This is a genomic window from Streptomyces achromogenes (genome assembly GCF_030816715.1).
GTDB lineage: Bacteria > Actinomycetota > Actinomycetes > Streptomycetales > Streptomycetaceae > Streptomyces > Streptomyces achromogenes_A.
In genome coordinates this window covers 8,432,393-8,457,264 of record NZ_JAUSYH010000001.1, presented here as the reverse complement: position 1 = coordinate 8,457,264, position 24,872 = coordinate 8,432,393, and the positions used below count along the sequence as shown (strand labels likewise).

General features: G+C 72.9%; 18 protein-coding genes. 9 read left to right on the top strand and 9 right to left on the bottom strand.

The window, feature by feature from the left end; all coding sequences use genetic code 11:
- Window positions 1–635: 635 nt before the first annotated feature.
- Window positions 636–1,838, bottom strand: coding sequence for an erythromycin esterase family protein (locus tag QF032_RS37115; protein WP_307059509.1), 1,203 nt, complete (start codon window positions 1,836–1,838; stop codon window positions 636–638).
- A gap of 68 nt (window positions 1,839–1,906) precedes the next feature.
- Between QF032_RS37115 and QF032_RS37110 the strand changes: the two genes are divergently transcribed.
- Window positions 1,907–2,647: a TioE family transcriptional regulator gene (locus tag QF032_RS37110; RefSeq protein WP_307059507.1), complete on the top strand. Its 741-nt coding sequence runs from the start codon at window positions 1,907–1,909 to the stop codon at window positions 2,645–2,647.
- Between the two features lie 116 nt (window positions 2,648–2,763).
- Here QF032_RS37110 and QF032_RS37105 read toward each other — a convergent pair whose 3' ends face one another.
- From QF032_RS37105 to QF032_RS37080, 6 genes are all read right to left on the bottom strand, one after another.
- Window positions 2,764–3,117 (bottom strand): STAS domain-containing protein, encoded by a 354-nt coding sequence (locus tag QF032_RS37105; protein WP_306946035.1) that lies wholly within the window; start codon window positions 3,115–3,117, stop codon window positions 2,764–2,766.
- Window positions 3,114–4,418 (bottom strand): PP2C family protein-serine/threonine phosphatase, encoded by a 1,305-nt coding sequence (locus QF032_RS37100; RefSeq protein WP_307048829.1) that lies wholly within the window; start codon window positions 4,416–4,418, stop codon window positions 3,114–3,116. The genes QF032_RS37105 and QF032_RS37100 overlap by 4 nt, the downstream gene beginning before the upstream one ends.
- Complete coding sequence (locus tag QF032_RS37095) at window positions 4,418–5,221, bottom strand: alpha/beta fold hydrolase (RefSeq protein WP_307059506.1); 804 nt, start codon at window positions 5,219–5,221, stop codon at window positions 4,418–4,420. The genes QF032_RS37100 and QF032_RS37095 overlap by 1 nt, the downstream gene beginning before the upstream one ends.
- A 236-nt stretch (window positions 5,222–5,457) precedes the next feature.
- On the bottom strand, window positions 5,458–7,833 hold the full coding sequence (locus tag QF032_RS37090; RefSeq protein WP_307059504.1) for a S9 family peptidase: 2,376 nt from the start codon (window positions 7,831–7,833) through the stop codon (window positions 5,458–5,460).
- Window positions 7,806–9,590 carry an N-acetylglutaminylglutamine amidotransferase gene (locus tag QF032_RS37085; protein ID WP_307048824.1) on the bottom strand — a complete coding sequence of 595 codons (1,785 nt, stop codon included), beginning with the start codon at window positions 9,588–9,590 and terminating at the stop codon, window positions 7,806–7,808. Before QF032_RS37085 ends, QF032_RS37090 begins: the two co-directional genes overlap by 28 nt.
- 292 nt (window positions 9,591–9,882) lie before the next feature.
- A complete protein-coding gene (locus tag QF032_RS37080; RefSeq protein WP_307050504.1) occupies window positions 9,883–11,058 on the bottom strand; it encodes a carboxylate-amine ligase in 1,176 nt (391 codons plus the stop codon).
- Window positions 11,059–12,100: 1,042 nt separating this feature from the next.
- Here QF032_RS37080 and QF032_RS37075 point away from each other — a divergent pair.
- Genes QF032_RS37075 through meaB form a run of 3 tightly spaced genes read left to right on the top strand, consistent with a single transcriptional unit; the run spans window position 12,101 to window position 17,114 of the window.
- A complete protein-coding gene (locus QF032_RS37075) occupies window positions 12,101–13,912 on the top strand; it encodes a methylmalonyl-CoA mutase family protein (protein WP_307059502.1) in 1,812 nt (603 codons plus the stop codon).
- Window positions 13,912–16,098: a methylmalonyl-CoA mutase gene (gene scpA / locus QF032_RS37070; protein WP_307059501.1), complete on the top strand. Its 2,187-nt coding sequence runs from the start codon at window positions 13,912–13,914 to the stop codon at window positions 16,096–16,098. Before QF032_RS37075 ends, scpA begins: the two co-directional genes overlap by 1 nt.
- 5 nt (window positions 16,099–16,103) lie before the next feature.
- Window positions 16,104–17,114: a methylmalonyl Co-A mutase-associated GTPase MeaB gene (gene meaB / locus QF032_RS37065; protein WP_307048818.1), complete on the top strand. Its 1,011-nt coding sequence runs from the start codon at window positions 16,104–16,106 to the stop codon at window positions 17,112–17,114.
- 2 nt (window positions 17,115–17,116) lie between these two features.
- Here the strand turns inward: meaB and QF032_RS37060 are convergent, their stop codons facing one another.
- Window positions 17,117–17,524 (bottom strand): signal peptidase I, encoded by a 408-nt coding sequence (locus QF032_RS37060; RefSeq protein ID WP_307059499.1) that lies wholly within the window; start codon window positions 17,522–17,524, stop codon window positions 17,117–17,119.
- 166 nt (window positions 17,525–17,690) lie between these two features.
- Here QF032_RS37060 and QF032_RS37055 point away from each other — a divergent pair, with 166 nt between their 5' ends.
- The gene (locus QF032_RS37055; protein ID WP_307059497.1) at window positions 17,691–18,062 is read left to right on the top strand and encodes a hypothetical protein; all 372 of its coding nucleotides are present in this window, start codon (window positions 17,691–17,693) and stop codon (window positions 18,060–18,062) included.
- A gap of 92 nt (window positions 18,063–18,154) precedes the next feature.
- Here the strand turns inward: QF032_RS37055 and QF032_RS37050 are convergent, their stop codons facing one another.
- On the bottom strand, window positions 18,155–20,281 hold the full coding sequence (locus QF032_RS37050; protein ID WP_307059495.1) for a glycoside hydrolase family 36 protein: 2,127 nt from the start codon (window positions 20,279–20,281) through the stop codon (window positions 18,155–18,157).
- 170 nt (window positions 20,282–20,451) lie between these two features.
- On the opposite strand from QF032_RS37050, the gene QF032_RS37045 reads away from it, so the two are divergent.
- The 4 genes from QF032_RS37045 to QF032_RS37030 all read left to right on the top strand — a co-directional run bounded on the left by QF032_RS37045 (window position 20,452) and on the right by QF032_RS37030 (window position 24,838).
- Window positions 20,452–21,522 (top strand): LacI family DNA-binding transcriptional regulator, encoded by a 1,071-nt coding sequence (locus QF032_RS37045; RefSeq protein ID WP_307059493.1) that lies wholly within the window; start codon window positions 20,452–20,454, stop codon window positions 21,520–21,522.
- Window positions 21,523–21,637: 115 nt separating this feature from the next.
- Entirely contained in the window at window positions 21,638–22,954 is a 1,317-nt protein-coding gene (locus QF032_RS37040) for an ABC transporter substrate-binding protein (RefSeq protein ID WP_307059491.1), read from the top strand.
- 76 nt (window positions 22,955–23,030) lie between these two features.
- Window positions 23,031–23,987, top strand: coding sequence for a carbohydrate ABC transporter permease (locus QF032_RS37035; RefSeq protein WP_307048808.1), 957 nt, complete (start codon window positions 23,031–23,033; stop codon window positions 23,985–23,987).
- Complete coding sequence (locus QF032_RS37030) at window positions 23,984–24,838, top strand: carbohydrate ABC transporter permease (protein ID WP_307048806.1); 855 nt, start codon at window positions 23,984–23,986, stop codon at window positions 24,836–24,838. The genes QF032_RS37035 and QF032_RS37030 overlap by 4 nt, the downstream gene beginning before the upstream one ends.
- The last annotated feature ends 34 nt before the right edge of the window (window positions 24,839–24,872 follow it).

The following is a 24,872-nucleotide window of genomic DNA, read 5'->3' as shown; positions in this document are numbered from 1 at the left end:
ATCAGGCAGACCGACGACGCCACCTCGCAGGCGCTGGGGCTCACCGTGAAGGTGAGGGTGAGCCGGCTGGTCCAGACGCCGATCGCCCTGGCGGTGGGCGTCTTCCACGCGCCGAGGGGCAGGGCAGGGGCGCTGTTCGCCGTGCATGACGATTCCCGCGGCGCCGAGGGCGTCCGACTCCTCCAGCCAGCCGGAGATCGACCCGCGTCCCGTCGTCCCCGTCACCACGTCCACCCCGAGCTCGCCGGCCTCGTCCACGATCTCGCGGACCACCTCCGGCGTGTACGGGCCGGACAGGTCGCGGAACACCGCGATGATCTGCCGTGGCCCGGTGGCGTCCCGCTCCCACGGGCGCACGTACCCGTGCCGGTCGAGCAGTTCCTCCAGCGGGCCCGGGTGGCCGCACCGACGTCGCGTCGCCGGTGCACCACCTTGGACACCGTGCCGGCCGACACCCGCCTCGGCGGCGATGCTCGTCAGCAGGCCGTACCGAGGCTCCAGCCGGCCGTTGCCCACATCTGTCACCCGATGGCCGTTCGCTCGCCCTACCCCGGAGCGCGAACGCGCGCCGCATGCCTGATCAGAAACTCGGCGTTCGGTAACGGGGGCCGGCGCGCGGAGGCAAGAGCGGTGCGCTATCCCTCCTCGAGGTCCCTGACGTAGACGAGCGCGTCAGCGCCGGCGAGGTGGGCCGGGTCGAGAGGCGCGTAGCCGAACCAGGGGGACACCCGGGGGGTGGGACGCGGGTCGCCGAGTGCGGCGGCGAGGCGGGGGGCGTCGACGACACAGCGGTCGTGCGGGAGGGCGTACAGGAGTCCTTCGACGGTGTCCGGCGCCGGGGCGTCCACTCCGCGACCGCGGATCGTGCCGACGGCGGTGGCCAGGAACGCGTATTCCTCGCCCAGGCGGGCGTTCGCCAGCGCGCCGGCGCTCCACCACCGCACCTTCCGTCCGGCCAGCCGCATCGAGCTCTCCTCCCGCTGGAGATGCGCGTTGTGGGCGTGCGCCAGGACCGGCCCCCGCTCGGCGAGGGCGAGCAGGTTGTCGGCCAGCATCCGGCCCCGCAGGCCGACCAGCCGGGTCATGCGGCCCGGTGAGGTGTCGGCCGTCCAGTGGTGGTAGCGCAGCAGACCGACGGCGGCGCGTCCGTAGAGGCGGGCGCGGTCCCGCTCGTCCCGTGAGGTCGTCGCGGTCGGGTGCGGGGTCTGCTCGTCGAGCAGCGCCACGAGGTCGTCGGCGATCAGCCGCAGTTCCCTGGCTTCGGGCGTCCGGCCGACGGACCGCGACGGGTCCCTCATGGCGGCCGGGTCCGGCCACCGGTCGTCGGCGCCGAGGAGACGATCGAGCTGTTCCGCGGTGCAGGGGAGCAGGTCCGGATCCACCCGGGCGGCGAGGTGGGCGTGCAGCGCGGTGAGGGCCTGCCGGGGGCTCGCGCCGCCGGTGATCTCCAGCGGGCCGTCGAATCCGGCGAAGCGCAGCCGGTCGTCCACGGTCCGGCCCTCGTTGAATTCGCGCATCCAGCGCACGAGCTCGCGGTTGGCCGCGGAGGCGCCGAGTCCGTGGCTGAACCCGCGCTCCATGACGTCGTCGAGGGTCCCGGCGCCGAAGGCGACGTGGTCGTCGACGACCAGACCCGCCAGACAGTCGCTCTCGATCGCGATGGTGCGGTAGCCCTCCTCTTCGACGAGCTGCCGGAACAGCTCGTTGCGCACGTCGAGCAGGGTGTCCTCGCCGTGGGTGGGCTCGCCCAGGGCGAGCAGCCGGGGCCGCCGTGCGAGCAGCTTCATGACGGCGGCCGCTTCGAGGGCACGGGCGGTGTCCGTGAGGTCAGTTGCCATGCCTTCAACGCTATCGTTGAAGCTTCGGTGGAAACTTTTTCCGCGTCACCGCCGGATAGCATGGCGTCGTGGGAAAAAACCTTCAAAGCGGCGGACAGCTCAGGCCGATCGACCTGGCGCGCGGGCACGGCCTGTCCACGCAGGCCGTCAGGAACTACGAGGAGGCCGGCATCCTGCCGGCCGCCGACCGCACCGCCCACGGCTACCGCACCTACACACCGTCGCACGCACGGGCCCTGTCCGCGTTCCTGGCCCTCGTGCCCGGTCACGGCCACGCGACGGCCACGGCGATCATGCGGGCCGTGAACGCGGGCGCGCTCGACGAGGCCTTCCGCTGTGTCGACGAAAGCCACGCGCGACTGCTGGAGGACCGAAGGACGCTCCAGGCCGTGGAACGCGCCCTGCGCGACCTGACGCCCGCCACGGCAGCAGCACCCGCACCCGGCGCCGCGCCCCCGCGGGCCGCCGGCCTGTTCATCGGGCCGCTGGCGAGACAGCTCGGCATCCGGCCCGCGACCCTGCGCGCATGGGAGCGCGCCGGTCTGGTGCGCCCGCGCCGCGATCCGGTGACCGGGTACCGGGTCTACGACGAGGCCGATGTGCGGGATGTGCGCATGGCGCACCAACTCAGGCGCGGTGGCTACCTGTTGGAGCAGATCGCGCCGCTGATCACCCAGGTGCGGGCGGCCGGCGGTCCGGAGCCGCTGGTGGGTGCGCTGGGCGACTGGCACCGCCGGCTGTCCGCGCGCGGGCGGGCCCTGCTCAGCGGGGCCGCCGAGCTGGAGGCGTACCTGCGCGAGCGCGGATGAGCCGTCGGGAGCCGGGGGCCTAGACGTGCCGGTCACGGCCCGGGGAGGGCCGGCGCGGGTCCGTCGCCGGCGGCAGGGGCGGGGGCCCCTCGTCGTCGGCCCCGGCCGGACGGGGGCTATCGGGGCGGCGCGGTGGTGGGGCGGTCGCCGGTGGCCGCGTGCGCGTCGGGGTGGAGGGGGAAGACCTGGTCGAGTCCGACGATCCGCAGGACGCGCAGCGTGTTGGCGGGCACGGCGGCCAGGGCGACGTCGGCCCCGGCGGCGGCCGCGTGGTTGCGGACCGCGATCAGGGCGGTGATGCCGCTGGAGTCGCAGAACTCCAGTCGCGCCAGGTCGAGGACCACGCGCTGGCCGGGACGCAGGGCGGTCCGGGCGACGAAGTCGCGCAGCTCGTGCGCGGTGGCGTAGTCGAGGTCGCCGACCACCTCGATCACGGGACCGGTGGCCGCGTCGCGAGCGGCGATCTTCACGGTGTTCCTCTCGAGTGATCCATTGCCGGCCGGGGTGCCGGACCGATGCCGGGGACGCCGATGGCGAGCAGCGCGGTGTCGTCGTCGACTCCGTCCCCGAGGCCCTCCAGCAGGCCGGTCAGTGCCTTGACGATGCCGTGCGGTGACGCGGCGGCGTGAGCGGCGACGAAGTCGCGCAGGGCGTGATCGCCGTACAGGTCAGCGCGGTCGGGTCCGGTGCGCGCCTCGGTCAGACCGTCGGTGTACAGCAGGAGCGTGTCGCCGGGTCCGAGGGTGGTGGTGGCGGGCGTGAAGGTGGCCTGGGGCAGCACGCCGACCAGGAGCCCTCCGGGAGTGGGCAGGAAGTCCGTCTCGCCGTCGCCGCGGATGACGAGGGCGGGCGGATGGCCGCCGGACGCCAGGCTGACGGCGACGCGACCGGTGTCCGGGTCGCGGGTGAGGATGCCGAAGATCGCCGTGCAGTAGCGCGGGTCGCCGCCGGTGTAGCGCTCGTGCAGCACCGTGTTCAAGGTGGTGAGCGCGGTGACGGGGTCGGGGTCGTGCAGGGCCGCCGCCCGCAGGGTGTAGCGGGTTAGCGAGGTGACCGCGGCGGCCCTGGGGCCCTTGCCGCACACGTCGCCGAGGAAGAACGCCCAGCGGCTGCCGTCCAGGGCGAAGAGGTCGTAGAAGTCGCCGCCGAGCCGGTCCGGCGCCGCCGTGTGGTAGTACACGGCCGTCTCCACGCCCGGCACCTCCGGCAGGGTCGCGGGGAGCAGGGACTGCTGCAGCGCGGCCAGGGCCTCCTTGAGCCTGGCCCGGTCGGCCTCCGCCTGCCGGTGCGCCTGCTCGGCCTCCCGCTTGCGGCGCAGCAGTTCCTCTTCGTAGGAGCGGCGGTCGGAGGCGTCGAAGACGGTGGTGCGGATCAGCAGCGGCTCGCCCTCGCTGCCGTGCTTGACGACGGAGGAGACCAGGACCGGTATGCGTCCGCCGCCGGCTTTCCTCATCTCCAGCGCGATGCCGCTGATCTCGCCCTTCATCTGCAGCAGCGGCGCGAAGTGCGTCTCGTGGTACAGCTTGCCGCCCACGGTGAGCAGGTCGGTGAACCGCATGCGGCCCACCACCGCCCGGCGCTCCAGGCCGAGCCAGCCCAGCAGCGTCGTGTTGATCTTGGCGATGGTGCCGTCCATCAGCGTCGACAGGTATCCGCAGGGCGCGGACTCGTACAGGTCCTCGGCACTGTCCTCGAGCAGCGCGGTGAACGCGGCGTCGGTCGACGCGGCGTCCGCCCCGTAGGGCTCCGGGCTTTCTCCGGCGGGGCACATCACCGCAGGGCGCGCAGGAAGTCGAGGACGGCCGCGTTGGTGGCCTGCGGGGCGGACAGCTGCGGGCAGTGGCCGGTGGCGGGCAGCGTCACCAGGGTGGAGCCGGGGATCTCGGCGTGCACGTAGGCGCCGACCTCTCGCGGGGCGATGACGTCCTGGACGCAATCGAGGACCAGGGTCGGCACGACCACGGTCTTGAGGTCGTCGCGGGAGTCGGACAGGAACGTGGTCCGGGCGAAGGCGCGGGCGATGTCGGGGTCGGTGGCGCAGAAGCTGTGCGTCAGCTCCTCCCCCAGCTCCGGCCGCTCGGGGTTGCCCATGATGACCGGGGCCATGGCCGCGGACCAGCCCAGGTAGTTCGACTCCAGCGACGCCAGCAGCTCGTCGATGTCCTCGGCGCTGAACCCGCCGCGGTAGCCGGCGGTGTCGATGTAGCGGGGCGACGGGGCCACCATCACCAGGGATCCGATCCGTTCCGGCGCCGCCCGCGCGGCGAGCACCCCGACCATCGCGCTGACCGAGTGCCCGACGAAGGCGGCGTCCCGCAGATCCAGTTCCTCGCAGACGTCGACGACGTCCTGTGCGTAGCCCTGAAGGGTCGAGTACCGCTCCTCGTCCCACGCGGTGAGGTCCGAGCGGCCCGAGCCGACGTAGTCGAACAGGACGACCCGGTAGTGCTCGGCGAGGGCGGGGACCGTCAGTCGCCACATGTTCTGGTCGCAGCCGAACCCGTGGGCCAGGACGACCACCGGTCCGTCCGGCCGACCGGTGATCACGACGTTGTTCCTGCGACGAATGTCCATACCAACCATCCTGCCATCACCGCCGTCGGATCCCGCACGTCCCGGCCCGCGCGACCGGCAGGCGGCCCCCGCCCACGGCCACGGCGGGCAGGTCCACGCGGCGACAGCAGGGGCAGGAAGCGGCGCTCGACCTCCCCAGGCATCGCGCCGCTTCCTGCCGACTCGCTTCGACTACCCCGCGTCCGCCGCTCTACGCACACCGGATCCGGGGAACGTTCACACCCGCCGGGCGACGTTCACAGCAGGAGGTGGCGCTCCATCCAGTCGGCGGCGGCACGGCGGAACAGCCGCCGGTTGTCCGCGCGCAGAAAGTCGTGGCCCTCGTCGCGCAGGGTCAGCAGTTCGGCGGCGAGACCCCGTTCACGGGCGGCCCGCACGAACTGGCGCGACTCCTCCGGCGGCACGTTGGTGTCGTGTTCGCCGTGGACGGCCAGCACCGGGACGCGCAGCGCGTCGACGCGCGTCATCGGCGACAGGGACCGCAGCAGCTCCCGGTCACGGTCGGGGTGACCGTACTTGTGCGCGGCGGACTCCGCGAGCCAGGGTTCCGTCGCGGCGAAGAAGGTCAGGAAGTCGGACATGCCGCAGACGGCCACTCCGGTGCGGAACAGGTCGGGGTGCCACACCAGGGAGGCGAACGTCAGGTAGCCGCCGTAGGAGCGGCCCATGACGGCCAGCCGTGTCGGGTCGGCGAGCCCCGTCGTGACGATGTGGGCCGCGCAGTCGGCGACGTCGTCCAGGGCGGCGAAGCGGCCCGCCCCGAGGTCGGCGTCGACGAACGAGCGGCCGTGGCCGGAGGACCCGCGCACGTCCGGGGCGAAGACGTCCAGGCCGCGTCCGGTCAGTTCGTGGTAGAGCGGGTGCAGGACGGGGCGTTCCTGTTCCTCGGGGCCGCCGTGCAGATGGATCACGCAGGGCGCGGGCACGCTCGAGGGACGGCCCGGCGCACGGTAGTACCAGCCGCTCAGCGGCAGCCCGTCGCGCGCCGTCAGCCGCAACGGGACGGGGCGCACGGGCGGGCGGCCCGGCGGGACGGCGTCCTCGTCCCTCGAGGACCAGGGGGTGCGCAGGAGGGACACGCCTTCGTGGGCCCACCACACGCCGGGGCGGCGTTGCGAGCCCGACAGCGCGAGCAGCAGGCGTCCCACGCCGGCCGCCGTGACGCGGGTGACGACCTCGTGGGGCAGGGGGACGGGCCGTGCCGGGCCCGTGCGGTCGGGAGCCTGCCGTGCGGGGACGCCCCAGAAGGCCGGGAAGGTCTCCACCAGTTCGAGTTCGCTGGCCCCCCGGGTGTTCCAGGCCAGGGCGGCGGTGCGGCCGTCGTGGGCCATCGCCAGCAGCTCGAGGTCGCAGCCCTCGCGTTCCGCGACGACGGACGTGTGGCGCGGCGCTTCGAGGAGGTCGTCGGACGCGCCCTCGGGCCGGCCGTCCGCGTCGAGGAGGACGGCGAGGAGTGCCGCGTGCTCCCGGTCCGCGTTGCTGCGCAGCCACAGCGTCCGGGCGTCGGGTGAGAACCGGCCGATCCACGGGTCGCCGTCCGCGACCGGCAGGGCGAAGGTGGCCGTCGCGTCGTCCGTCCGCCGCACGACGGCCTCCCGTCGGCCGCGCGGTCCCCGGCGCAGCAGCACGAGCGAGCCGTCCCGGCTGAGGTCGCAGGCCCGCAGGGTGGCCGCGTGGGTCTCCGTGGTCAGCAGGGCGGGCGACGTCAGACCGTCGGGGTCGATCAGGTAGACCGACAGGCCGCCGTCGGGGCGCACGGTGGCCGCCGCCGGAGCGGTGCCGTCGGTCGGCCCGGCGCTCGTCGCCCCGGCCGCCGTCCCCGTGGCGGCCGTCGGACCGTGCCACGTTCCGGCGTCGTACGAGGAGGCACCGAGGAGCGTGGCGTGTCCGCCGCGGTCGGCCCACCCGGCGGGCGGGAGGGCGCCGTCGAGAGGGCTGTCGGCCGGGCCGCGGTCCACCGGGACCAGGCCCTGGGCCTCGCCGGGGGTGCGGGCGGGCGGCGCGGTGACCGTGACGGCGAGGCACGAGCCGTCGTGCGACCAGCAGCCCAGGTAGGCGGTGCTGCCCGGGTCGGCGCCGGCCAGCACGCGCCGGCCGCTGCCGTCGGGGCGCACGCACAGCACCCGGGAGTGCTCACCGCCGCCCGGCGCGGTGGTGTACGCGATCCAGCGGCCGTCCGGTGACCAGGACACCTCGGTGACGGGATCCGGCGAGGAGTCCAGCAGCCGCACCTCGGCGCTGTTCACGGGCCCGGCCCAGAGCTGGGGCACCCCGCCGCGGTCGCAGATGAAGGCCACCTCGGCGCCGTCCGCGCCCGCGGAGGGGTACCAGCAGCCGTGCGCGTGCAGCCGGCTCACGGCCTCGCGCGGTCCGGCCGCCTCGGGCAGCAGCACCAGGGCCGGGGCCGCCGCGCACACCTCGCCGGGCGTGTCCCCGTCCGCGGGCCGGGCGTCTTCGGACCGGGCGTCCGCGGGCCGGGCAAGCGCGTGCCACGCGGGCGCTCCGAACGTCGCGGGGTCGGCGTCGACCCGTCGCAGGGCGGGCGCCGGGCCGTGCGCGGCCCGCCCGCTCCGGTCGCCGTCGGTCACGTGATCCCGTGCGTCTGCAGCCATATCTCCAGCAAAGCTACCTGCCACAGGGCGTTCGCTCCGCGCCTGGTCCGGCACTCCTCGGGCGCCGCGAGGAGCTCCGCCACGTACGACTCCCGGAACAGGCCGCGCTCGGTCGCCTCGGGCGCCTTCAGCGCCTCCTGCACGCGTTGCAGGACGGGACCCGCCATATGGCGGATCGCCGGGACGGGGAAGTAGCCCTTGGGACGGTCGACGACCTCGCGCGGCAGGAGCTTGCGGCCCGCCTCCTTCAGCACGCCCTTTCCGCCGTCGGCGAGTTTGAGCTCCGGCGGGCAGGCCGCGGCCAGCTCCACCAGCTCGTGGTCGAGGAACGGCACCCGGGCCTCCAGGCCCCAGGCCATCGTCATGTTGTCGACCCGCTTGACGGGGTCGTCGACGAGCATGACGTGGGTGTCGAGGCGGAGCGCCGCGTCCAGGGCGCTCTCCGCCCCCGGCACCGCCATGTGCGCGCGGACGAAGTCGCCCGAGACGTCGCCGGGCGGCAGCATGTGCGGCTGGAGGATCCGGGCGAGGTCGGCGTGCGGCCGGTCGAAGTACGTCTCGGCGTACCGCTCGGGTTCGTCCTCGCGGGCGACCTCGGCCAGCTGCGGGTACCAGTGGTAGCCGGCGAACACCTCGTCGGCGCCCTGCCCGCTCTGCACGACCTTCACCTCCTTCGACACCTGCTCGGACAACAGGTAGAAGGCGACCACGTCATGGCTGACCATGGGCTCGCTCATGGCCGCGATCGCGCCGTCCAGGGCCGTCGACACCCGGTCGGACGGCACCATCAGGCGGCGGTGGTCGGTGGCGAACTCCCGGGACACCAGGTCCGAGTACCGGAACTCGTCGCCGTCCTCGCCGCCCTCCGACTCGAAGCCGACGCTGAACGTCATCAGGTCCCGCTGCCCCTCGTCGGCCAGCAGGGCGACGATGAGGCTGGAGTCGAGGCCGCCGGAGAGCAGCACGCCGACCTGGACGTCGGACACCATCCGGCGTCGTACGGCGGTGCGCAGCGCCTCCAGGACCGCGTCACGCCATTCGCTCGCGCCCATGCCGGCGTACTCGGGCCGGCGCGTGTAGGACGGCTGCCAGTAGCGGTGGTCGCGGTGCGTGCCGTCCGGCTCGACGACCCGCACGGTGGCCGGGGGGAGCTTGCGCACGCCGTTCAGGACCGTGCGGGGCGACGCCACCGTGGCGTGCCAGCTGAGGTACTGGTGGACGGCCGTCGGGTCGAGCGAGGTGTCCACGTCCCCGGCGGCGAGGAGGGCGGGCAGCGACGAGGCGAAGCGCAGCCGGCCGGGCGTCCGGGACAGGTAGAGGGGCTTGATCCCGAGCCGGTCGCGGGCCAGCACCAAGCGGCCGGTGCGGTGCTCGACGAGGGCGAAGGCGAACATGCCGTGGAAGTGCTCGACGCAGGCGGTCCCCCACTGCCGGTAGGCCTTGAGCACCACCTCGGTGTCGGACGTCGACGTGAAACGGTGGCCGAGGCCGCGCAGTTCGTCGCGCAGCTCCCGGTAGTTGTACACGCAGCCGTTGAAGACGCCGGTGAGCTCGCCGCGGGCGTCCGTCATCGGCTGGGCCCCGAGGTCCGACAGGTCGATGATCTTCAGCCGCCGGTGTCCCAGCGCCACCGCGCCTCGCGTCCAGAGGCCCTGGCCGTCGGGTCCGCGGGCGGCGAGCCGATCGCTCATGCGCCCGACGGCCGCCGGATCGGGTCGCCGTCCGTCGAAGCGGATCTCTCCGCTCAGACCGCACATGGCGTACCACCTCCGTTCCGCACGCCGGCGTCCGCGGGCCGGTTCCGGGGAACCGGACCGCCCTCGCCGATCACGACCTCAGCCGTGCTGCTGGACATGACGAAACCTTTCTGAACGGATCGATTGCCGGACGGGCGGTCGTGGGGAACGCACACGCCGTCGGGGGCTCGCCCCGCGTGCGGCGGGGCTGCCCTCGCAGCCGCCCGCACGGCCGCCGCCCGCGGCCGGTGCGAGGCGAGGCGACGGTGCTGCCGGACCGGAGTACCCGGTGTCCATGGCGTTCACGAGCACGTCAGCGGCCGATGGCCTCCGGCAGTGCTCGGCGCAGGACGGCGGAGCGCGAGCCGCCCACGGCGGACGGCCGGGACGGGTCGCGCAGTCCGCGGGCGCGTTCGCCGCGGGTCTCGGCTATGAGCATGTCGACACAGGCCAGCAGGTCCTCGTTCTGTGCCGTACGGCGCATGCGGCGCGCCGCGCTGCCCTCGGCGAGCGCCGACCGGGCCAGCGAGCGGACGGTGTCCCAGTCGCCGTGCGCCTCGAGTGCGGGCCGGAGCCGGACGAGCAGCTTGCGCAGTACCTGAGGCGCCGGGGCCTCCCGGTGTGTCTCGGGGTCCACGAGCGTCCCTTCGAGGCCGGAACGGGCGGCGCGCCAGGTGGCGCCGCGCAGCCACTCGTGCCGTCCGGTGCAGACCGGCCCGCCGTGCGCGCGCAGCCGCTCGCGGGCCACCGTCACCAGGGCGCGGAAGAGTCCGGCGATGAGCACGACGGTCTCCGCGCGCGGGCAGGCGTCGCAGACGCGCAGTTCGAGCGTGCGCAGGTGGGAGGACGGGCGTACGTCGTAATAGATCATCCCCGTGTCGCTGATGATCCCGGCGCGGACGAAGTCCTCCACCGCGGCGTCGTACTCGGCCGCGCTCGCGAAGCATCCGGCGGGACCCGCGGTGGGCCAGCGCTGCCACACCAGGGTGCGCCAGCTCGCGTAGCCCGTGTCGGCCCCCTGCCAGAACGGGGAGCTCGCGGAGAGCGCCAGGAGCACGGGCAGCCAGGGCGAGACCACGCACATGGCGCGTACGGCCGTGTCACGGTCGGGCACGTCCACGTGGACCTGGGCGCCGCAGATGAGCTGCTCGTCGGCGATCCTGCGGTACTCCTCGGTCATGTGCAGATAGCGGGCGTCGGTGGTGGGGTGTGCGGAGGCGGCGGGCGCGAGGGGCGCGGTGCCCGCGGCCATCACCGCCAGCCCCGACGAGGCGGCCGCCTTGTCGAGCCGACGTCTCGTCTCGGTGAGATCGGCGTAGAGGTCGTCCAGCGACGTGTGCACACCGCTGTTCGACTCGACCGTCGACTGATGCAGTTCGGTCGTGAAGGTCCGTTTGGGCAGGTGCTCGAGGACGGCCTCGGCGCGTGGCACCAGGAGCCCGCTCTCCACCTCCAGGACGTGGAACTCTTCCTCCACTCCGATACGCATACTCACGTTCACTCCTCGGGGTATGCCCGGACGCCCACGTGGAGGGCTGATCCTCCGGGTCGATGCCGGCGGCTGGCTGCGGAGACCAAGTTCCCCGCAGACCGGCACATAAGCCCAGTAGCGCACATTTGTTGCATATTATACTCAGATGAGCATAGTGACGCAGAAGTTGGCTGCTGCCGCCCGCCGTGGCCGGACCGGCTCCGGCCATCGAGTCCCCTGAGCAACCCTTCCGCGCTCCGGCCACCGGACCGGCGGAACGCGCTGCGCCCCCGGGTACCCGAATTCACACAGACCCACCGTCGGAGCTTCACCGGCGCGTCACGTCCGCGGCGCGGGGGTCCGGTCCGGCCGGACGAGGACCTCGGCGCCGACCGGGGTGAAGCCCGCGGCGAGCGCGCGTTGCCGGGGCGCCGGCGGCGAAGTCCGGTTCGTCCTCCTGGACCGGCGCGAGCGCGTCACCGAGCAGCGACCTGCCGCGCCCACGGCGTCCGCCGCCGCCGCCGTCGTCGTCGTCGGGTGCGTGCAGTTCGATGCTCGGCTCCGTCCGACTCGTCCCGATGGGCGGAGGGGTACGCGTCGTGACCGTCGACGGGCGCGGTCGTGCCGCCTCCACGCGGCTCGGACGCCGTCCCTGGAGGGGGCGCCCGGTCGGTCGAGCGCCAGATCGCCTGTCTTCCGCGGGAGTTGAGCGGCCGGAACTTGGAACCGGGGCGTCGCACGGTGGCGGCCAGGGCGCGCGAAGCCGCCCTGCGGGTCCGGGCCGAGTACCGCCGAGCACCGGAACGGACGCCTCCGCCGGAGTGGCGCTGGGCCCGCGCTGAAGCGCCGGTGGCGCGTCGCCGTAGCCGACCCGGCGTCGGGCCCACAGACCGTCGTCGCGCCGTCGGCCGATATCGGCCGTTCCGCCTGGTCAGGCCCTGTCCGAGCCGGTTCGTGGCGTTGAGTCCCGGTGGAGCGGGGCAGGTCACAGCCATGGCGAGGGAAAGGTCACAGCGATGCCCACTGCTGCTCCTTCGTGTCTTGGGCCTAGCATCCGAGCATGACGGTCCTGCCTGACGACGGGCTCCAGCTGGCCGGCGAGTTCCCTGACGCCACCCACGAGCAGTGGCAGCGCCTCATCACAGGCGTGCTGCGCAAGTCGGGCAAGGATGTCGAGGGTGCTCAGGCCGAGGAAGCCCTGTCCACCGCCCTCGAGGACGGGTTGCGCACCCGCCCCCTCTACACCGCGCGCGACGCCGCGCCCGACCACGGTCACCCCGGTTTCGCGCCCTTCGTGCGCGGCAGCCGGCCCGAGGGGAACGCCGTCGGCGGCTGGGACGTACGGCAACGGCACACCGCCGACGACAACCGGGCCGTGCTCGCGGACCTGGAGAACGGCGTCACCTCCCTGTGGCTGGTGGCCGGCGACGGCGGCATCCCGGTGTCGTCCCTCGGCCGGGTCCTGGACGGTGTGCTGCTCGACCTGGCGCCGGTCGTCCTCGACGCGGGCGACCAGGTCGAGCCCGCCGCACGGGAGTTGCTGCGGCTGTTCGAGGAGCGGGGCGTCGCGAAGGACGCGGCGCGCGGCAATCTCGGCGCCGATCCCCTGGGCCACGAGGCCCGCACCGGACAGCCGGTCGCGTTCGCCGCGTCCGCCGAACTCGCACGGCTGTGCGCGCGGGAGTATCCGCGGCTGCGGGCGCTCACCGTGGACGCGCTGCCGTACCACGAGGCCGGTGGCAGCGCCGCGCAGGAACTGGGCGCCTCGCTGGCCACCGGCGTCGGCTACCTGCGGGAGCTGACCGAGGCCGGGCTGAGCGTGGAACAGGCCTGCGGGCAGCTGGAGTTCCGCTACGCGGCGACCGCCGACCAGTTCCTCACGATCGCCAAGCTGCGGGCGGCCCGCCGGCTGTGGGCCCGGGTCGCCGAGGTGTCCGGGGCGCCCGGCGCCGGCGCGCAGATCCAGCACGTCGTGACCTCGCCGGTGATGATGTCGCGCCGCGACCCGTGGGTGAACATGCTGCGGACCACCATCGCCACGCTGGCCGCGGGGGCGGGCGGAGCGGACTCCGTCACCGTGCTGTCCTTCGACGACGCGCTCGGCCTGCCCGACGCGTTCGCGCGGCGCATCGCCCGCAACACCTCCACCATCCTCATCGAGGAGTCGCACCTGTCCCGGGTCATCGACCCGGCGGGCGGCTCCTGGTACGTGGAACGGCTGACGGACGAACTGGCCCACGCGGGCTGGGAGTTCTTCCAGGGGATCGAGCGCGGCGGCGGCCAGGCGGCCGCGCTGCGCTCGGGACGCCTCGCGCAGGACCTCGCCGACACCTGGCGGGCGCGCAGCGTCCGGATCGCCAAGCGGCGCGAACCCATCACCGGGGTCAGCGAGTTCCCGTTCCTCGCGGAGAAGCCGGTGGTCCGCGAGAGCGCGCCCGAACCCCGCTCCGGCGGTCTGCCGCGGGTGCGCCGCGACGAGGCGTACGAGGCGCTGCGGGCGCGCTCGGACGCCCACCTCGCGGCGACCGGCTCCCGGCCGCGGATCTATCTGGCGGCGCTCGGTCCGGCCTCCGCGCACACCGCCCGGCTGACCTTCGCCGCGAACCTGTTCCAGGCCGGCGGTGTCGAGCCCGTCACCGAGGGCTCGTTCGAGGACAGCGGCGCCACGGAGGTCTGCCTGTGCTCGAGTGACGCCCTGTACGAAGAGCAGGCGGAGACGGAGACGGCCCGGCTGCGAGCCGCCGGCGCCTCACACGTGTTCCTCGCCGGGCGCCCCGGGCAGTACGCCGGGGTCGACGCTTACGTCTTCGCGGGCTGCGACGCCGTCGACGTGCTGTCCGCCACCCTTGACCGCATGGGAGCTGTGTCCTGATGGCAATTCCCGACTTCTCCGGGATCGAACTGGGGACCCCGGCCGCCGACGCCGGCGCCGACGAGTGGCGCACGGCCGTGAAGAGGGCGGCGGGCGGGGACGACCTGCTGTGGGAGACCCCCGAGGGCATCAACGTCAAGCCGCTGTACACCGGTCAGGACCTGGAGGGCCTGGACTTCCTGGGCACCTACCCGGGCGCCGCACCGTACCTGCGCGGTCCGTACCCGACGATGTACGTCAACCAGCCGTGGACGATCCGTCAGTACGCCGGCTTCTCCACCGCCGAGGAGTCCAACGCCTTCTACCGCCGCAACCTCGCGGCCGGCCAGAAGGGCCTGTCGGTCGCCTTCGACCTGCCCACGCACCGCGGGTACGACAGCGACCACCCGCGGGTGACCGGCGACGTCGGCATGGCCGGTGTGGCGATCGACTCGATCTACGACATGCGCCGGCTCTTCGACGGCATCCCGCTGGACAGGATGACCGTGTCGATGACGATGAACGGCGCCGTGCTGCCGGTGCTGGCGCTCTACATCGTCGCCGCCGAGGAACAGGGCGTGCCGCCCGAGAAGCTGGCCGGGACCATCCAGAACGACATCCTCAAGGAGTTCATGGTCCGCAACACCTACATCTATCCGCCGAAGCCGTCGATGCGGATCATCTCCGACATCTTCGCCTACACCTCGCAGCGGATGCCCCGCTACAACTCCATCTCCATCTCCGGCTACCACATCCAGGAAGCGGGCGCGACGGCCGACCTGGAGCTGGCGTACACGCTCGCGGACGGCGTGGAGTACATCCGGGCGGGCCGTGAAGCGGGCCTGGACGTCGACGCGTTCGCGCCGCGGCTGTCCTTCTTCTGGGCGATCGGCATGAACTTCTTCATGGAGGTCGCCAAGCTGCGGGCGGCGCGCCTGCTGTGGGCGAAGCTGGTCAAGCAGTTCGACCCGCAGAACAGCAAGTCGCTGTCGCTGCGCACCCATTCGCAGACCTCGGGCTGGTCGCTGACCGCGCAGGACGTCTTCAACAACGTCACGCGCACCTGCGTCGAGGCGATGGCGGCGACCCAGGGCCACACGCAGTCGCTGCACACCAACGCCCTCGACGAGGCGCTCGCGCTGCCGACCGACTTCTCCGCGCGCATCGCCCGCAACACGCAGCTGCTGATCCAGCAGGAGTCCGGCACCATGCGGGTGATCGACCCGTGGGGCGGCAGCGCCTACGTCGAGCGGCTGACGTACGACCTCGCGCGCCGGGCCTGGCAGCACATCGAGGAGGTCGAGGCCGCGGGCGGCATGGCCAAGGCCATCGACGCCGGCATCCCCAAGCTGCGCATCGAGGAGGCCGCCGCCCGCACGCAGGCCCGTATCGACTCGGGGCGTCAGCCGGTGATCGGCGTCAACAAGTACCGCGTCGACAGCGACGAGCAGATCGACGTCCTCAAGGTCGACAACTCCTCGGTGCGCACCCAGCAGATCGAGAAGCTGCGCCGGCTGCGCGAGGAACGGGACGACGTCGCGTGTCGGGCCGCCCTGGACGCGCTGACCCGGGCCGCGGGCGGCGAGGGCAACCTGCTGGAGCTGGCCGTCGACGCGGCCCGCGCGAAGGCCACCGTCGGCGAGATCTCCGACGCCCTGGAGAAGGTGTACGGCCGGCACGCGAGCCAGATCCGTACGATCTCCGGCGTGTACCGCAACGAAGCAGGGGAGTCGCCGTCCGTGGACCGCACCCGCGGCCTCGTGTCCGCGTTCGAGGAGGCCGAGGGCCGGCGCCCGCGTATCTTGGTCGCCAAGATGGGCCAGGACGGGCACGACCGCGGCCAGAAGGTGATCGCCACCGCCTTCGCCGACCTCGGCTTCGACGTCGACGTCGGCCCGCTGTTCCAGACCCCGGGCGAGGTGGCGCGTCAGGCCGTCGAGGCCGACGTGCACATCGTCGGGGTGTCGTCGCTGGCCGCCGGACACCTCACCCTGGTGCCGGCGCTGCGCGAGCAGCTCGCCGAGGAAGGACGCGAGGACATCATGATCGTCGTCGGCGGCGTCATCCCGCCGCAGGACGTGCCCACGCTCCTGGAGATGGGCGCCGCCGCCGTCTTCCCGCCCGGCACGGTCATCCCGGACGCCGCGTACGACCTGGTGAAGCGGCTGTCGGACGACCTCGGGCACGATCTCGGCCGCGACCTCTGACGCCCATGGCCATCGACCTCGACACGTATGTGAAGGGTGTGCTCGACGGGAAGCGCGCGATCGTCGCGCGCGCCATCACCCTCGTCGAGTCCACCCGGCCCCAGCACCGGGCGCTGGCGCAGGAACTGCTGACCGAGCTGCTCCCGCACAGCGGCAGCGCGCGCCGGATCGGCGTCAGCGGCGTGCCGGGCGTGGGCAAGTCGACGTTCATCGACGCGTTCGGCACGCTGCTGACCTCGCGGGGCCACCGGGTGGCGGTGCTCGCCGTCGACCCGTCGTCCAGCCGGACCGGCGGCTCGATCCTGGGCGACAAGACCCGTATGGAACGTCTCGCGGTGGATCCGGCGGCGTTCATCCGCCCCTCCCCCACCGCGGGCACCCTGGGCGGGGTCGCCAAGGCCACGCGGGAGTCGATCGTGGTGATGGAGGCGGCCGGCTACGACGTGGTCCTCGTCGAGACGGTCGGCGTCGGCCAGTCCGAGACCGCGGTCGCCAACATGGTCGACTCCTTCCTGCTGCTCACCCTCGCCCGCACCGGCGACCAGCTGCAGGGCATCAAGAAGGGCGTCCTGGAGCTGGCCGACGTCATCGCCGTCAACAAGGCGGACGGCCCCCACGAGCGGGACGCCCGCGCCGCCGCCCGCGAGCTGGCGGGCGCGCTGCGTCTGATGCACGGCAAGGACGCCGCGTGGGCGCCGCCCGTGCTGAGCTGCAGTGCCCGGGAGTCGTCGGGACTGGACACCGTGTGGGAGCGCCTGGAGCAGCACCGCACGGTGCTGGACTCCACCGGGCGGCTGGCCGCCAAGCGGCGTGATCAGCAGGTCGACTGGACCTGGACCATGGTCCGCGACGAGCTCCTCGGCCGGCTGCACGCCGACCCGGCGGTACGCACCCTGGCCCCGCTCCTCGAACAGCAGGTCAGGGACGGCGGGCTGACGGCGACGCTGGCCGCCGAGCGCATCCTCGCGACGTTCGCGGAAGGGGGCGGCCCGGGCGGCGGGGCGGGCGGCGGCTGAGGTCAGTCCCGGCCTCGCGGGCCGGCGCCGGGCTCGGCGTCGGCGGTGCCGCCGGCCCGGTAGCCCGCGACCGACGGCCAGCGCACCGTCAGGACGACGGACTCCTCCTCCGCGTACCAGGAATGGTCGACGCCCTTGCCCCACACGATGTAGTCGCCCTGCTCCGCCAGCACCACGCTGCGCCCGGGGAGCTCGACCCGGAAGCGGCCGCTGACGAGCACCAGCAGGGCGGTGCGCACTTCACCGCTCACCCACTGCACCCGCTCGTCGCCCCGCGGGTGGACTCCCCACTTGATCTCCACGTCCGCACTGTGCCGGGGATCGTCGGCGTCCTTGAAGTGGCCCAGCAGCCAGCCGTGGTCCAGCGCCGCGTCCTTGCCGGCGTTACCCACGTACACGTTGTCGCTCATGCGTCCGCAACGTAGCAGCCGCAACCGCACCCCATCGAGTCGCCCCCAGACCGCCCGGCAGCGGCCCGGGCACCGGCACCGACCCCGGCACCGGCGCGGCCACGACCCGGGCCCCCGCCGGAAACCGGAACCGTCTGCTCCCCGGGAGGCGGGGCACGCGGGGTCCATGACACAGGTGACACTCGCGCATGCCCTGCCCGACGACCCGATCGGGTGGTGGATCTATCTGGGCACGTTCGTCGTGTACGCGGTCGCCCGCTGGTTCTTCGCCTGGCGGCAGGCCCGGCGGGACGGGGACAGTCACCCCGCGCGCGCCGCGCTGGCCGAGGACGATCCCCAGCCGGACGTGTCGGGCGGGTTCCGCTCCTACCGCCAGTTCTTCGGCTTCGTCGGCAGTGCCGTCGCCGTGCTCGCCGTCGCCGCGGTGACGGCGGGACGGCTCCGCCTCGTCCTGCTGTGGGTCATCATTCCGCTGCTGGTGACGGCGCTGTCCTACCTCGACTTCCGGCAGTCCCGCGCCGCACGCGCCCGGTCCTGACGCTTGACGAGGTCCCCCGCGCCGCTCGGCGGCCGTTCCTCGGGGGCGGGCAGGTCCATGGCACCGGCCCGCCCCCGGTGGCGGGCACGACCTCAGTGGGCGGCGTCCCACCGCAGCAGCACGGCGGTGTCGGGGCGGGGCAGGTGGACGGTGAGGATCCCCGCGTCGGCGTCCCACCGGGCGGTGGCGTCGGACGGGTGCGGGTACAGCACCTCCGGTACCGGGCCGACGCCCCGCAGATGCGGCAGCGACAGGGCGCGCCGCTCACCGTCGGGGCCCCTGCGCCACACCGTCAGGAACGTGGACTCCGGGCCCCGCAGCCCGTGCGCGAGCCAGGAGTCCTCCCAGCCGGGCAGCCCGAGCGGCCAGAAGGGGTGGGCGGCGGCGATCCGCGGCCGGATGTCCTTGTACACGCCGATCGCCGAGCGCACGAGGGCGAACCGGTCGTCGTCCATGAGGTCGAGGAACCCCGAGAGATGGACCCGGCCGAGGAGTGCGCCGGTGAGGGTGAAGGCGATCTCGTCGAGGCTGTGCTCCGGCTGGGGGTAGGCCCAGACCGCCGCCTGCTCGGGTGTGACGGCGGTCGCGGCGGCGGCGGCGATCGGCGGATAGCGCAGGAAGTCCTGCTGGTCGCTGGTGGACTGCAGCTGCGTCACCGCCAGCTGCGCGTAGTCCATGCGCAGGCCGCCCGATCCGCAGTTCTCCAGGACGAGACGGGGGTGCCGGTCGAGCAGCGAGGCCATCCAGTCGAGGTGGGCGCGGTGGTGCCCGAGCAGACCGGCGCCCGGGCTCTCGGGGCCGTCACCGGTGCCGCTCTCCGTGCCGGGGCCGATGTTGATGTTGTAGTCGAGCTTGAGGTAGCCGACCCCCCAGTCGCCGACGAGCCGGTCGACGACCCGGTCGAGATGGGCGCGGGCGGCGGGGTGCCGCAGGTCCAGGTGGTGCCGTCCGTGTTCGGTCACGCGTACCCCGCCGCGCTGGAAGAACGCCTCGGACGGCAGCGTCCGGGCCAGCGGGCTGCGCACGCCGACGACCTCGGGCTCCAGCCACAGCCCCGGTGTCATACCGCGCTGCCGGATGGCGTCCAGGACCTCTCCGATGCCGCCGGGGAAGCGGTTGGCGGCGGCTTCCCAGGCGCCGACGGCGTCCCACCAGCCCTGGGCGTCGTCGTCGTACCAGCCCGCGTCGATGACGAAGACCTCCGCGCCGGCGGCGGCCGCGGACTCGATCAGGGGCAGCAGCTTCTCGGTGGTGGGGTCGCCCATGAGGGTGTTCATGTAGTCGTTGTAGATCACCGGGAGCGCGCGGTGGTCGGGGTGGTGACGGCGGATGCCACGGCGGTGGTCCGTGAGGATTCCGAAGGCGGCGTCCAGCCCGCCGCTTTCCGTGCGGACGAGGACGGCGGGCACGGTGTGGAACTCCTGGCCCGGCGCGAGGGTGTGGTGCCACTGGTGGTGGGCGTCGTCGGGGCCGAACAGCGCGACGTAGGCGGATCCTTCGCGTTCACCGGTCTCGAAGCGCCAGCCCGCGCTGGACTCGATCTGCCACAGCCACGCCCGTCCGTCCCGGTCGGTGAGGCCCGCGACGGGGAGGTGGCGGCCGGTGGACCAGCTGCCCTGCGAGTACCGCTCGAAGCAGCCGCGGCCCTCGTGGCCGTGGGCGGACCGGCTCAGCGGGACGACCCGGTCGCGGTAGGGGGCCTGCCGCCAGCGGCATTCGGCGAGCCAGTCGTTGTCGGCCCAGTGCAGGGTGAGGCCGTCGAGCGATCCGTCGGCGTCGGCGATGCCGCCGAGGGTCAGCGTGGTCACGCTCTCCAGCCGCAGCGGCGCGGCGCCCTCGTTGACCAGGCGCACCCGGGCCCGCAGGAATCCGGCGCCGGGAACCGCCCCGCCGCCGCCCGCCTCGAGGGTCACATGGGCGGCGAGGCCGGTCACGGGGTCCGCCAGCCGGATCGTGGTGCGTTCCCGGCCGTCCACGTGGACCGTCTCGTGACCGCGGTAGGCCAGGCGTTCGCCGATGGACGTCTCGATGAAGCGTTCGCCGGACCACCGGCGTCCGTGGCCGGTGGCGGTCACCTCGACGAGGGGGACCAGGCAGTCCCGGTCCTGGTCGGGTCTGCCCAGTCGCACCGATCCCTCGGCGTCCACCACGGCGTGCAGGCCCAGTTCCGGACGGGACCAGATACGGGACCTCTCGTCTGTCGCGACGGCAGTGGTCAAGGCAATTTCCCCTTCCGGGACGGTTCGGTCCTGCGGTGCTGCTCGTGGCGCTGAGCTGGTGATTCACGCTCGGAGGGTGACGGGTCCGCCGCGCCGGCCGGGGTGACCGAGGAGTAAATCCCTGGTTTCAGTCTCTTGACGCCCACGTTGTGACCGCTCACAATCCTCGCATGTCAGTGACCGGTCACACAAGCTTCGGCGGCCGGGTCCACCGCGCCCCGGGGCAGCGGAAGGCCGCCAGCATTCGCGACGTCGCCCGGGCGGCGGACGTCTCTTACCAGACCGTCTCGAGGGTCATCAACAGCCACCCGAGCGTGCGGGACGAGACGCGCAGGCGCGTGCAGGAGGCCATCGACGCCCTGGGCTTCCGGCGCAACGCGACCGCGTTCGCGCTGGCCAGGGGCGTCACCCGGTCGGTCACCGTCCTCACGTCGGACACCCTCCTGCACGGCTACGCGGCCACCCTGCAAGGCCTGGAGGAGGCGTCCCGGGCGGCGGGCTTCACGCTCGGCGTGCGGCTGCTGACCCCCGAGGACGACCTGGACCAGACGATCGCCGCGGCCGCCGACACCGGTGGCGGGCTCGTGGTGATCGGATACGACCGCCTGGGCGCCGCCGCCCTGGACCGCGTGCCGGCGCAGGTGCCCTGCGCGGCGGTGGTCGAGGCGCCGCCGCCGGGCCGGACACCCGGCCGTCCCGCAGTGTGGGCGGACGACCGCGCCGCGGCCCGTGCCGCCACCGCACATCTGCTGGCGCTCGGACACCCGACTGTGCACTATGTAGCGATTCCCGCCTCGACCGGAACCCGGCGCTCGGCGGGACCTCGCGCCGAGGGATGGCGTCAGGCCCTGAGAGCGGCCGGCGTCGCCGCCCCCGCGCCGTCCGGCCGGGGCTGGGACGCGCAGGCCGGATACGAGGCCGGGCGCGGACTCGCCCGGAACCGGGAGGTCACCGCGATCCTGTGCGGCAACGACGACCTGGCCCTCGGCGTCCTGCGCGCTCTGCACCACGCGGGCCGCCGGGTTCCGCAGGACGTCAGCGTCATCGGCTTCGACGACGCCCCGCACTCCGCTTTCGTCACACCGTCCCTGACCACGGTCCGCATGGACTTCCAGGGACTGGGCCGCGCCGCCTTCGGGCTGCTGCGCGCCCAGCTCGACAGCGACCGGCAGCCGCCCGCGCCCGATCCGGTCGCGACCACCCTCGTCCTCCGGGAGAGCTCGGGGACCAGAACCTCATGAGCCGGACGGGACGTTCGCGCCCGCCGCACCCGACAGCCGCTTCGCCCGGTGTCACCAGCCGTCTCCGCCTTGCTCCGCCCCACCCCGCCCCTTCCGCACCACCAAGGATCACGCCATGAGAAGAGCCCTCTCCGTCCTCGCCGCAGCCTGCGTCCTCGGGCTGACCGCGACGGCCTGCAGCGACAGCACCGCCGGCGGCTCCTCCGGCGCCGCCCCCGAGGGGTCGGTCGACCCGACCGCGAGCCTCAACGGCGTCGAGCTGACCATGTGGGTCGCGCAGAACAGCGTCGCGCAGCCCAAGCAGGCCATCGAGGCGTTCGAGAAGGCCACCGGCGCCAGGATCACCACCCAGGTGATCCCCGACCCCTACGAGTCGAACGTGCCCACCAAGCTGGCCTCCGGCGACAAGCCGGACCTGATGTTCTGGCAGCCCACCGGCAGCACGCTGCCGTTCGTCCAGCCGGCGAAGAACCTGTTGCAGCTGGACAAGGAGGACTGGGTCTCCAAGCTCGGCAAGACGGAGCAGAGCCTCGGCCAGGTCGACGGCCACCGTTACGCGGCGATCGTCACGAGTCCGGCCGTGCTCGGCGTCTACTACAACAAGGACGTCTTCGCGAAGGCCGGCATCACCGCGATGCCCACCAGCTACGACGACATGCTCGCCACCGCCGCGACGATCAAGGCGAAGGTCCCGGGCGTGGCCCCGTTCTTCGAGGTCGGCGGCGACAAGTGGCCCTTGCAGTGGCAGGTGCAGGCCCAGATGACGGATCTGCCGCAGTCCTTCTGGGACGACCTGAACACGAACAAGGAGTCCTGGACCGACAAGACGATCGTCGACGCGATCACCAAGTACAAGACGAAGATCCTCGACGGCGGGCTGGCCCAGAAGAACTACCGGACGGGCACGTTCGTCGACCAGGGCAAGGCGATCATGGACGGCACTGCCGCGATGGCCCTGAACGTCACCTCGCTGCAGTCCGAGATCCAGGCGACCAACAGCACGGCGGAGATGGACAAGAAGCTGGGCTGGTTCCCGATCGCCAACAGCAAGGCCAACGCCGAGTACTCGCCCGACCAGACCAACGGCGTGGTCGCCTTCAACACCGGGGACACCGAGCGGCAGAACGCCGCCCGGCAGTTCCTGTCCTTCTGGCTCGGCCCGAACTACCCCGCGTACATCAAGGCCAACAAGCTGGTGTCCGTGGAACCGTCCGTGCCCAACCCCGACGGGCTGCCGCAGACGGCGATCGCCCAGGCCAAGGCCCTGTCCACGGCGACAGGCGTCTTCCAGGTCAACGCGCTGACCGCGCCGGACATGCACCTGGCCCTCGCCGACATGATCTACGGCAAGAAGACGCCCCAGCAGGTCGCCCAGGCCGCCCAGGACCAGTTCCAGCAGGTCCTCAAGGCGCGCGGCATCTCCGGCTTCTGACCGGCGCTTTTCGCCAAGCCGTCCCCCGGGCCGCCCGTCGGCGGCGCGCCCGGGGCCCGTACCGGAGGTATGAAAGATGGTGGACACCGCCACCATGGACGTCAGCGCCAACCCCCAGGCGAAGGACCGGGACCGTCCGTCCCGGCAGGGCGGGCGAGGGCGCTCTCTCAGGAAACCCGACCAGCCGTGGTGGTTCGCGCTGCCGGCGCTCGCCGTGTTCGGCGTGTTCTTCCTGCTGCCGAACCTGCTGAACTTCGTCTACCCGTTCACCGACTGGTCGGCGTTCCACCCGCAGATCGGGTTCGTGGGCCTGTCGAACTTCGACGCCATCCTGCACGACGGCTCCCTGGCGCGGGACATCCGCATCACGGTCGAGTACGCGGTCCTGGTGGCCGTCTTCCAGAACGGCTTCGGTCTCGCGCTCGCCCTGCTGCTGGAACGCGACACCCGCTTCAACCGCTTCTTCCGCGCCGTCTTCTTCCTCCCCGTGCTGATCTCCGCCCTGGCCGTCGGCTACATCTTCCGGGCCCTGCTCGCCCAGGACGGTGCGCTCAACGGCGTGCTCTCGTCGCTGGCCGGCCACCCCGTGGACACGCCCTGGCTGGGTTCGACGACCTGGACGCTGCTCGTGGTGACGCTGATCCACGGCTGGAAGTGGATGGGCCTGGCCATGCTCATCTACCTGGCGGGCCTCAAGAGCATGCCCGGCGACGTGCTGGAGGCCGCGCGCATCGACGGGGCAGGCGCCTGGCGCACCTTCTGGTCGATCCGCTTCCCGCTGCTGGCGCCCGCGGTGACCTTCAACGTGACCACCGCGCTGATCGGTTCCATGAACACCTTCGACATCGTCCAGGCCACCACCGCGGGCGGCCCCGGCAGCGAGACGGAAGTCTTCAACATCTACATGTTCCGCATCTTCGGCCAGGGGCTCTACGCCCAGGCGTCCGCGATGAGCCTGGTGCTCTTCCTCATCGTCGTCGTCCTCGCCGTGCCCGTCATCGTCGGTCTGCGCCGAAGGGAGAACAACCAGTGACCGCGGTCACCGCGTTCCCGCCGGCCCGCCGGAGCCCCCTGCGCTGGGCGCAGCCCGCGGCCGTCCTCCTCGTCGCGGCCGTCACCATCGGCATCCCGCTCTGGCTGGTGGCGGTGACCTCGGCCAAGCCCCAGGCCGAGGCGATCAAACCCAACCTCTCGCTGCCGCACCACGTGCAGGCCGGCGAGAACTACCGGCAGGCCTTCGACCAGGGCAAGGTCATCCAGGGTTTCGTCAACAGCCTGCTCGTCGTCGTGCCCTCGGTCGTCCTGGTTCTGCTGCTGGGCGCCGGGGCCGCCTGGGTGTTCGCCCGCCGCACCGGACGCCTGGCCGGCACGCTGTACGCGCTGAGCATCAGCGGACTGCTGCTCCCGCCGGCCGTCATCACCATCGTCATGGAGCTTCGGCAGCTCGGTCTGGCGGGCACGCAGCTCGGCATGATCGCGGTCTACACGGGGATGTACCTCTCCACGTCGATCTTCTTCATGACCGGTTTCATCCGCAACCTCCCCGAGGAGCTGGAAGAGGCCGCCCGCATGGACGGGGCCGGCCCCGCCCGGGTCTTCTTCCAGGTCATCCTGCCGCTGCTGCGCCCGGTCATCGCCACCGCGACGATCATGGTGATGCTGTTCGCCTGGAGCGACGTGTTCTACGCGTTCTTCGTCCTCGGCGGGGGCGACAGGGCCACCCTCCCGCTCAACCTCTACCAGGTCGCCAACGCACAGCTGTACCTGAACAACTGGCATCTCATCTTCGCCTACGTCGTGATGATGAGCCTGCCGATGGTGGCGGTCTTCGTCGTCGCCCAGCGCCGGGTCGTCGCCGGCATCACCAGCGGCGCCGTCAAGTAACCCTTCCCCCTCGACCCCCGGGGCGCGTCTCCCC

What these genes read in the sequence shown, in the direction of transcription:
- QF032_RS37115 (WP_307059509.1), bottom strand. Translation starts at nt 1,838, where the DNA reads ATGGCAACTGACCTCACGGACACCGCCCGTGCCCTCGAAGCGGCCGCC.
- QF032_RS37100 (WP_307048829.1), bottom strand. Translation starts at nt 4,418, where the DNA reads ATGTGCCCCGCCGGAGAAAGCCCGGAGCCCTACGGGGCGGACGCCGCG.
- QF032_RS37095 (WP_307059506.1), bottom strand. Translation starts at nt 5,221, where the DNA reads ATGGACATTCGTCGCAGGAACAACGTCGTGATCACCGGTCGGCCGGAC.
- QF032_RS37090 (WP_307059504.1), bottom strand. Translation starts at nt 7,833, where the DNA reads ATGGCTGCAGACGCACGGGATCACGTGACCGACGGCGACCGGAGCGGG.
- QF032_RS37085 (WP_307048824.1), bottom strand. Translation starts at nt 9,590, where the DNA reads ATGTGCGGTCTGAGCGGAGAGATCCGCTTCGACGGACGGCGACCCGAT.
- QF032_RS37080 (WP_307050504.1), bottom strand. Translation starts at nt 11,058, where the DNA reads ATGCGTATCGGAGTGGAGGAAGAGTTCCACGTCCTGGAGGTGGAGAGC.
- QF032_RS37075 (WP_307059502.1), top strand. Translation starts at nt 12,101, where the DNA reads ATGACGGTCCTGCCTGACGACGGGCTCCAGCTGGCCGGCGAGTTCCCT.
- scpA (WP_307059501.1), top strand. Translation starts at nt 13,912, where the DNA reads ATGGCAATTCCCGACTTCTCCGGGATCGAACTGGGGACCCCGGCCGCC.
- meaB (WP_307048818.1), top strand. Translation starts at nt 16,104, where the DNA reads ATGGCCATCGACCTCGACACGTATGTGAAGGGTGTGCTCGACGGGAAG.
- QF032_RS37060 (WP_307059499.1), bottom strand. Translation starts at nt 17,524, where the DNA reads ATGAGCGACAACGTGTACGTGGGTAACGCCGGCAAGGACGCGGCGCTG.
- QF032_RS37055 (WP_307059497.1), top strand. Translation starts at nt 17,691, where the DNA reads ATGACACAGGTGACACTCGCGCATGCCCTGCCCGACGACCCGATCGGG.
- QF032_RS37045 (WP_307059493.1), top strand. Translation starts at nt 20,452, where the DNA reads ATGTCAGTGACCGGTCACACAAGCTTCGGCGGCCGGGTCCACCGCGCC.
- QF032_RS37040 (WP_307059491.1), top strand. Translation starts at nt 21,638, where the DNA reads ATGAGAAGAGCCCTCTCCGTCCTCGCCGCAGCCTGCGTCCTCGGGCTG.
- QF032_RS37035 (WP_307048808.1), top strand. Translation starts at nt 23,031, where the DNA reads ATGGTGGACACCGCCACCATGGACGTCAGCGCCAACCCCCAGGCGAAG.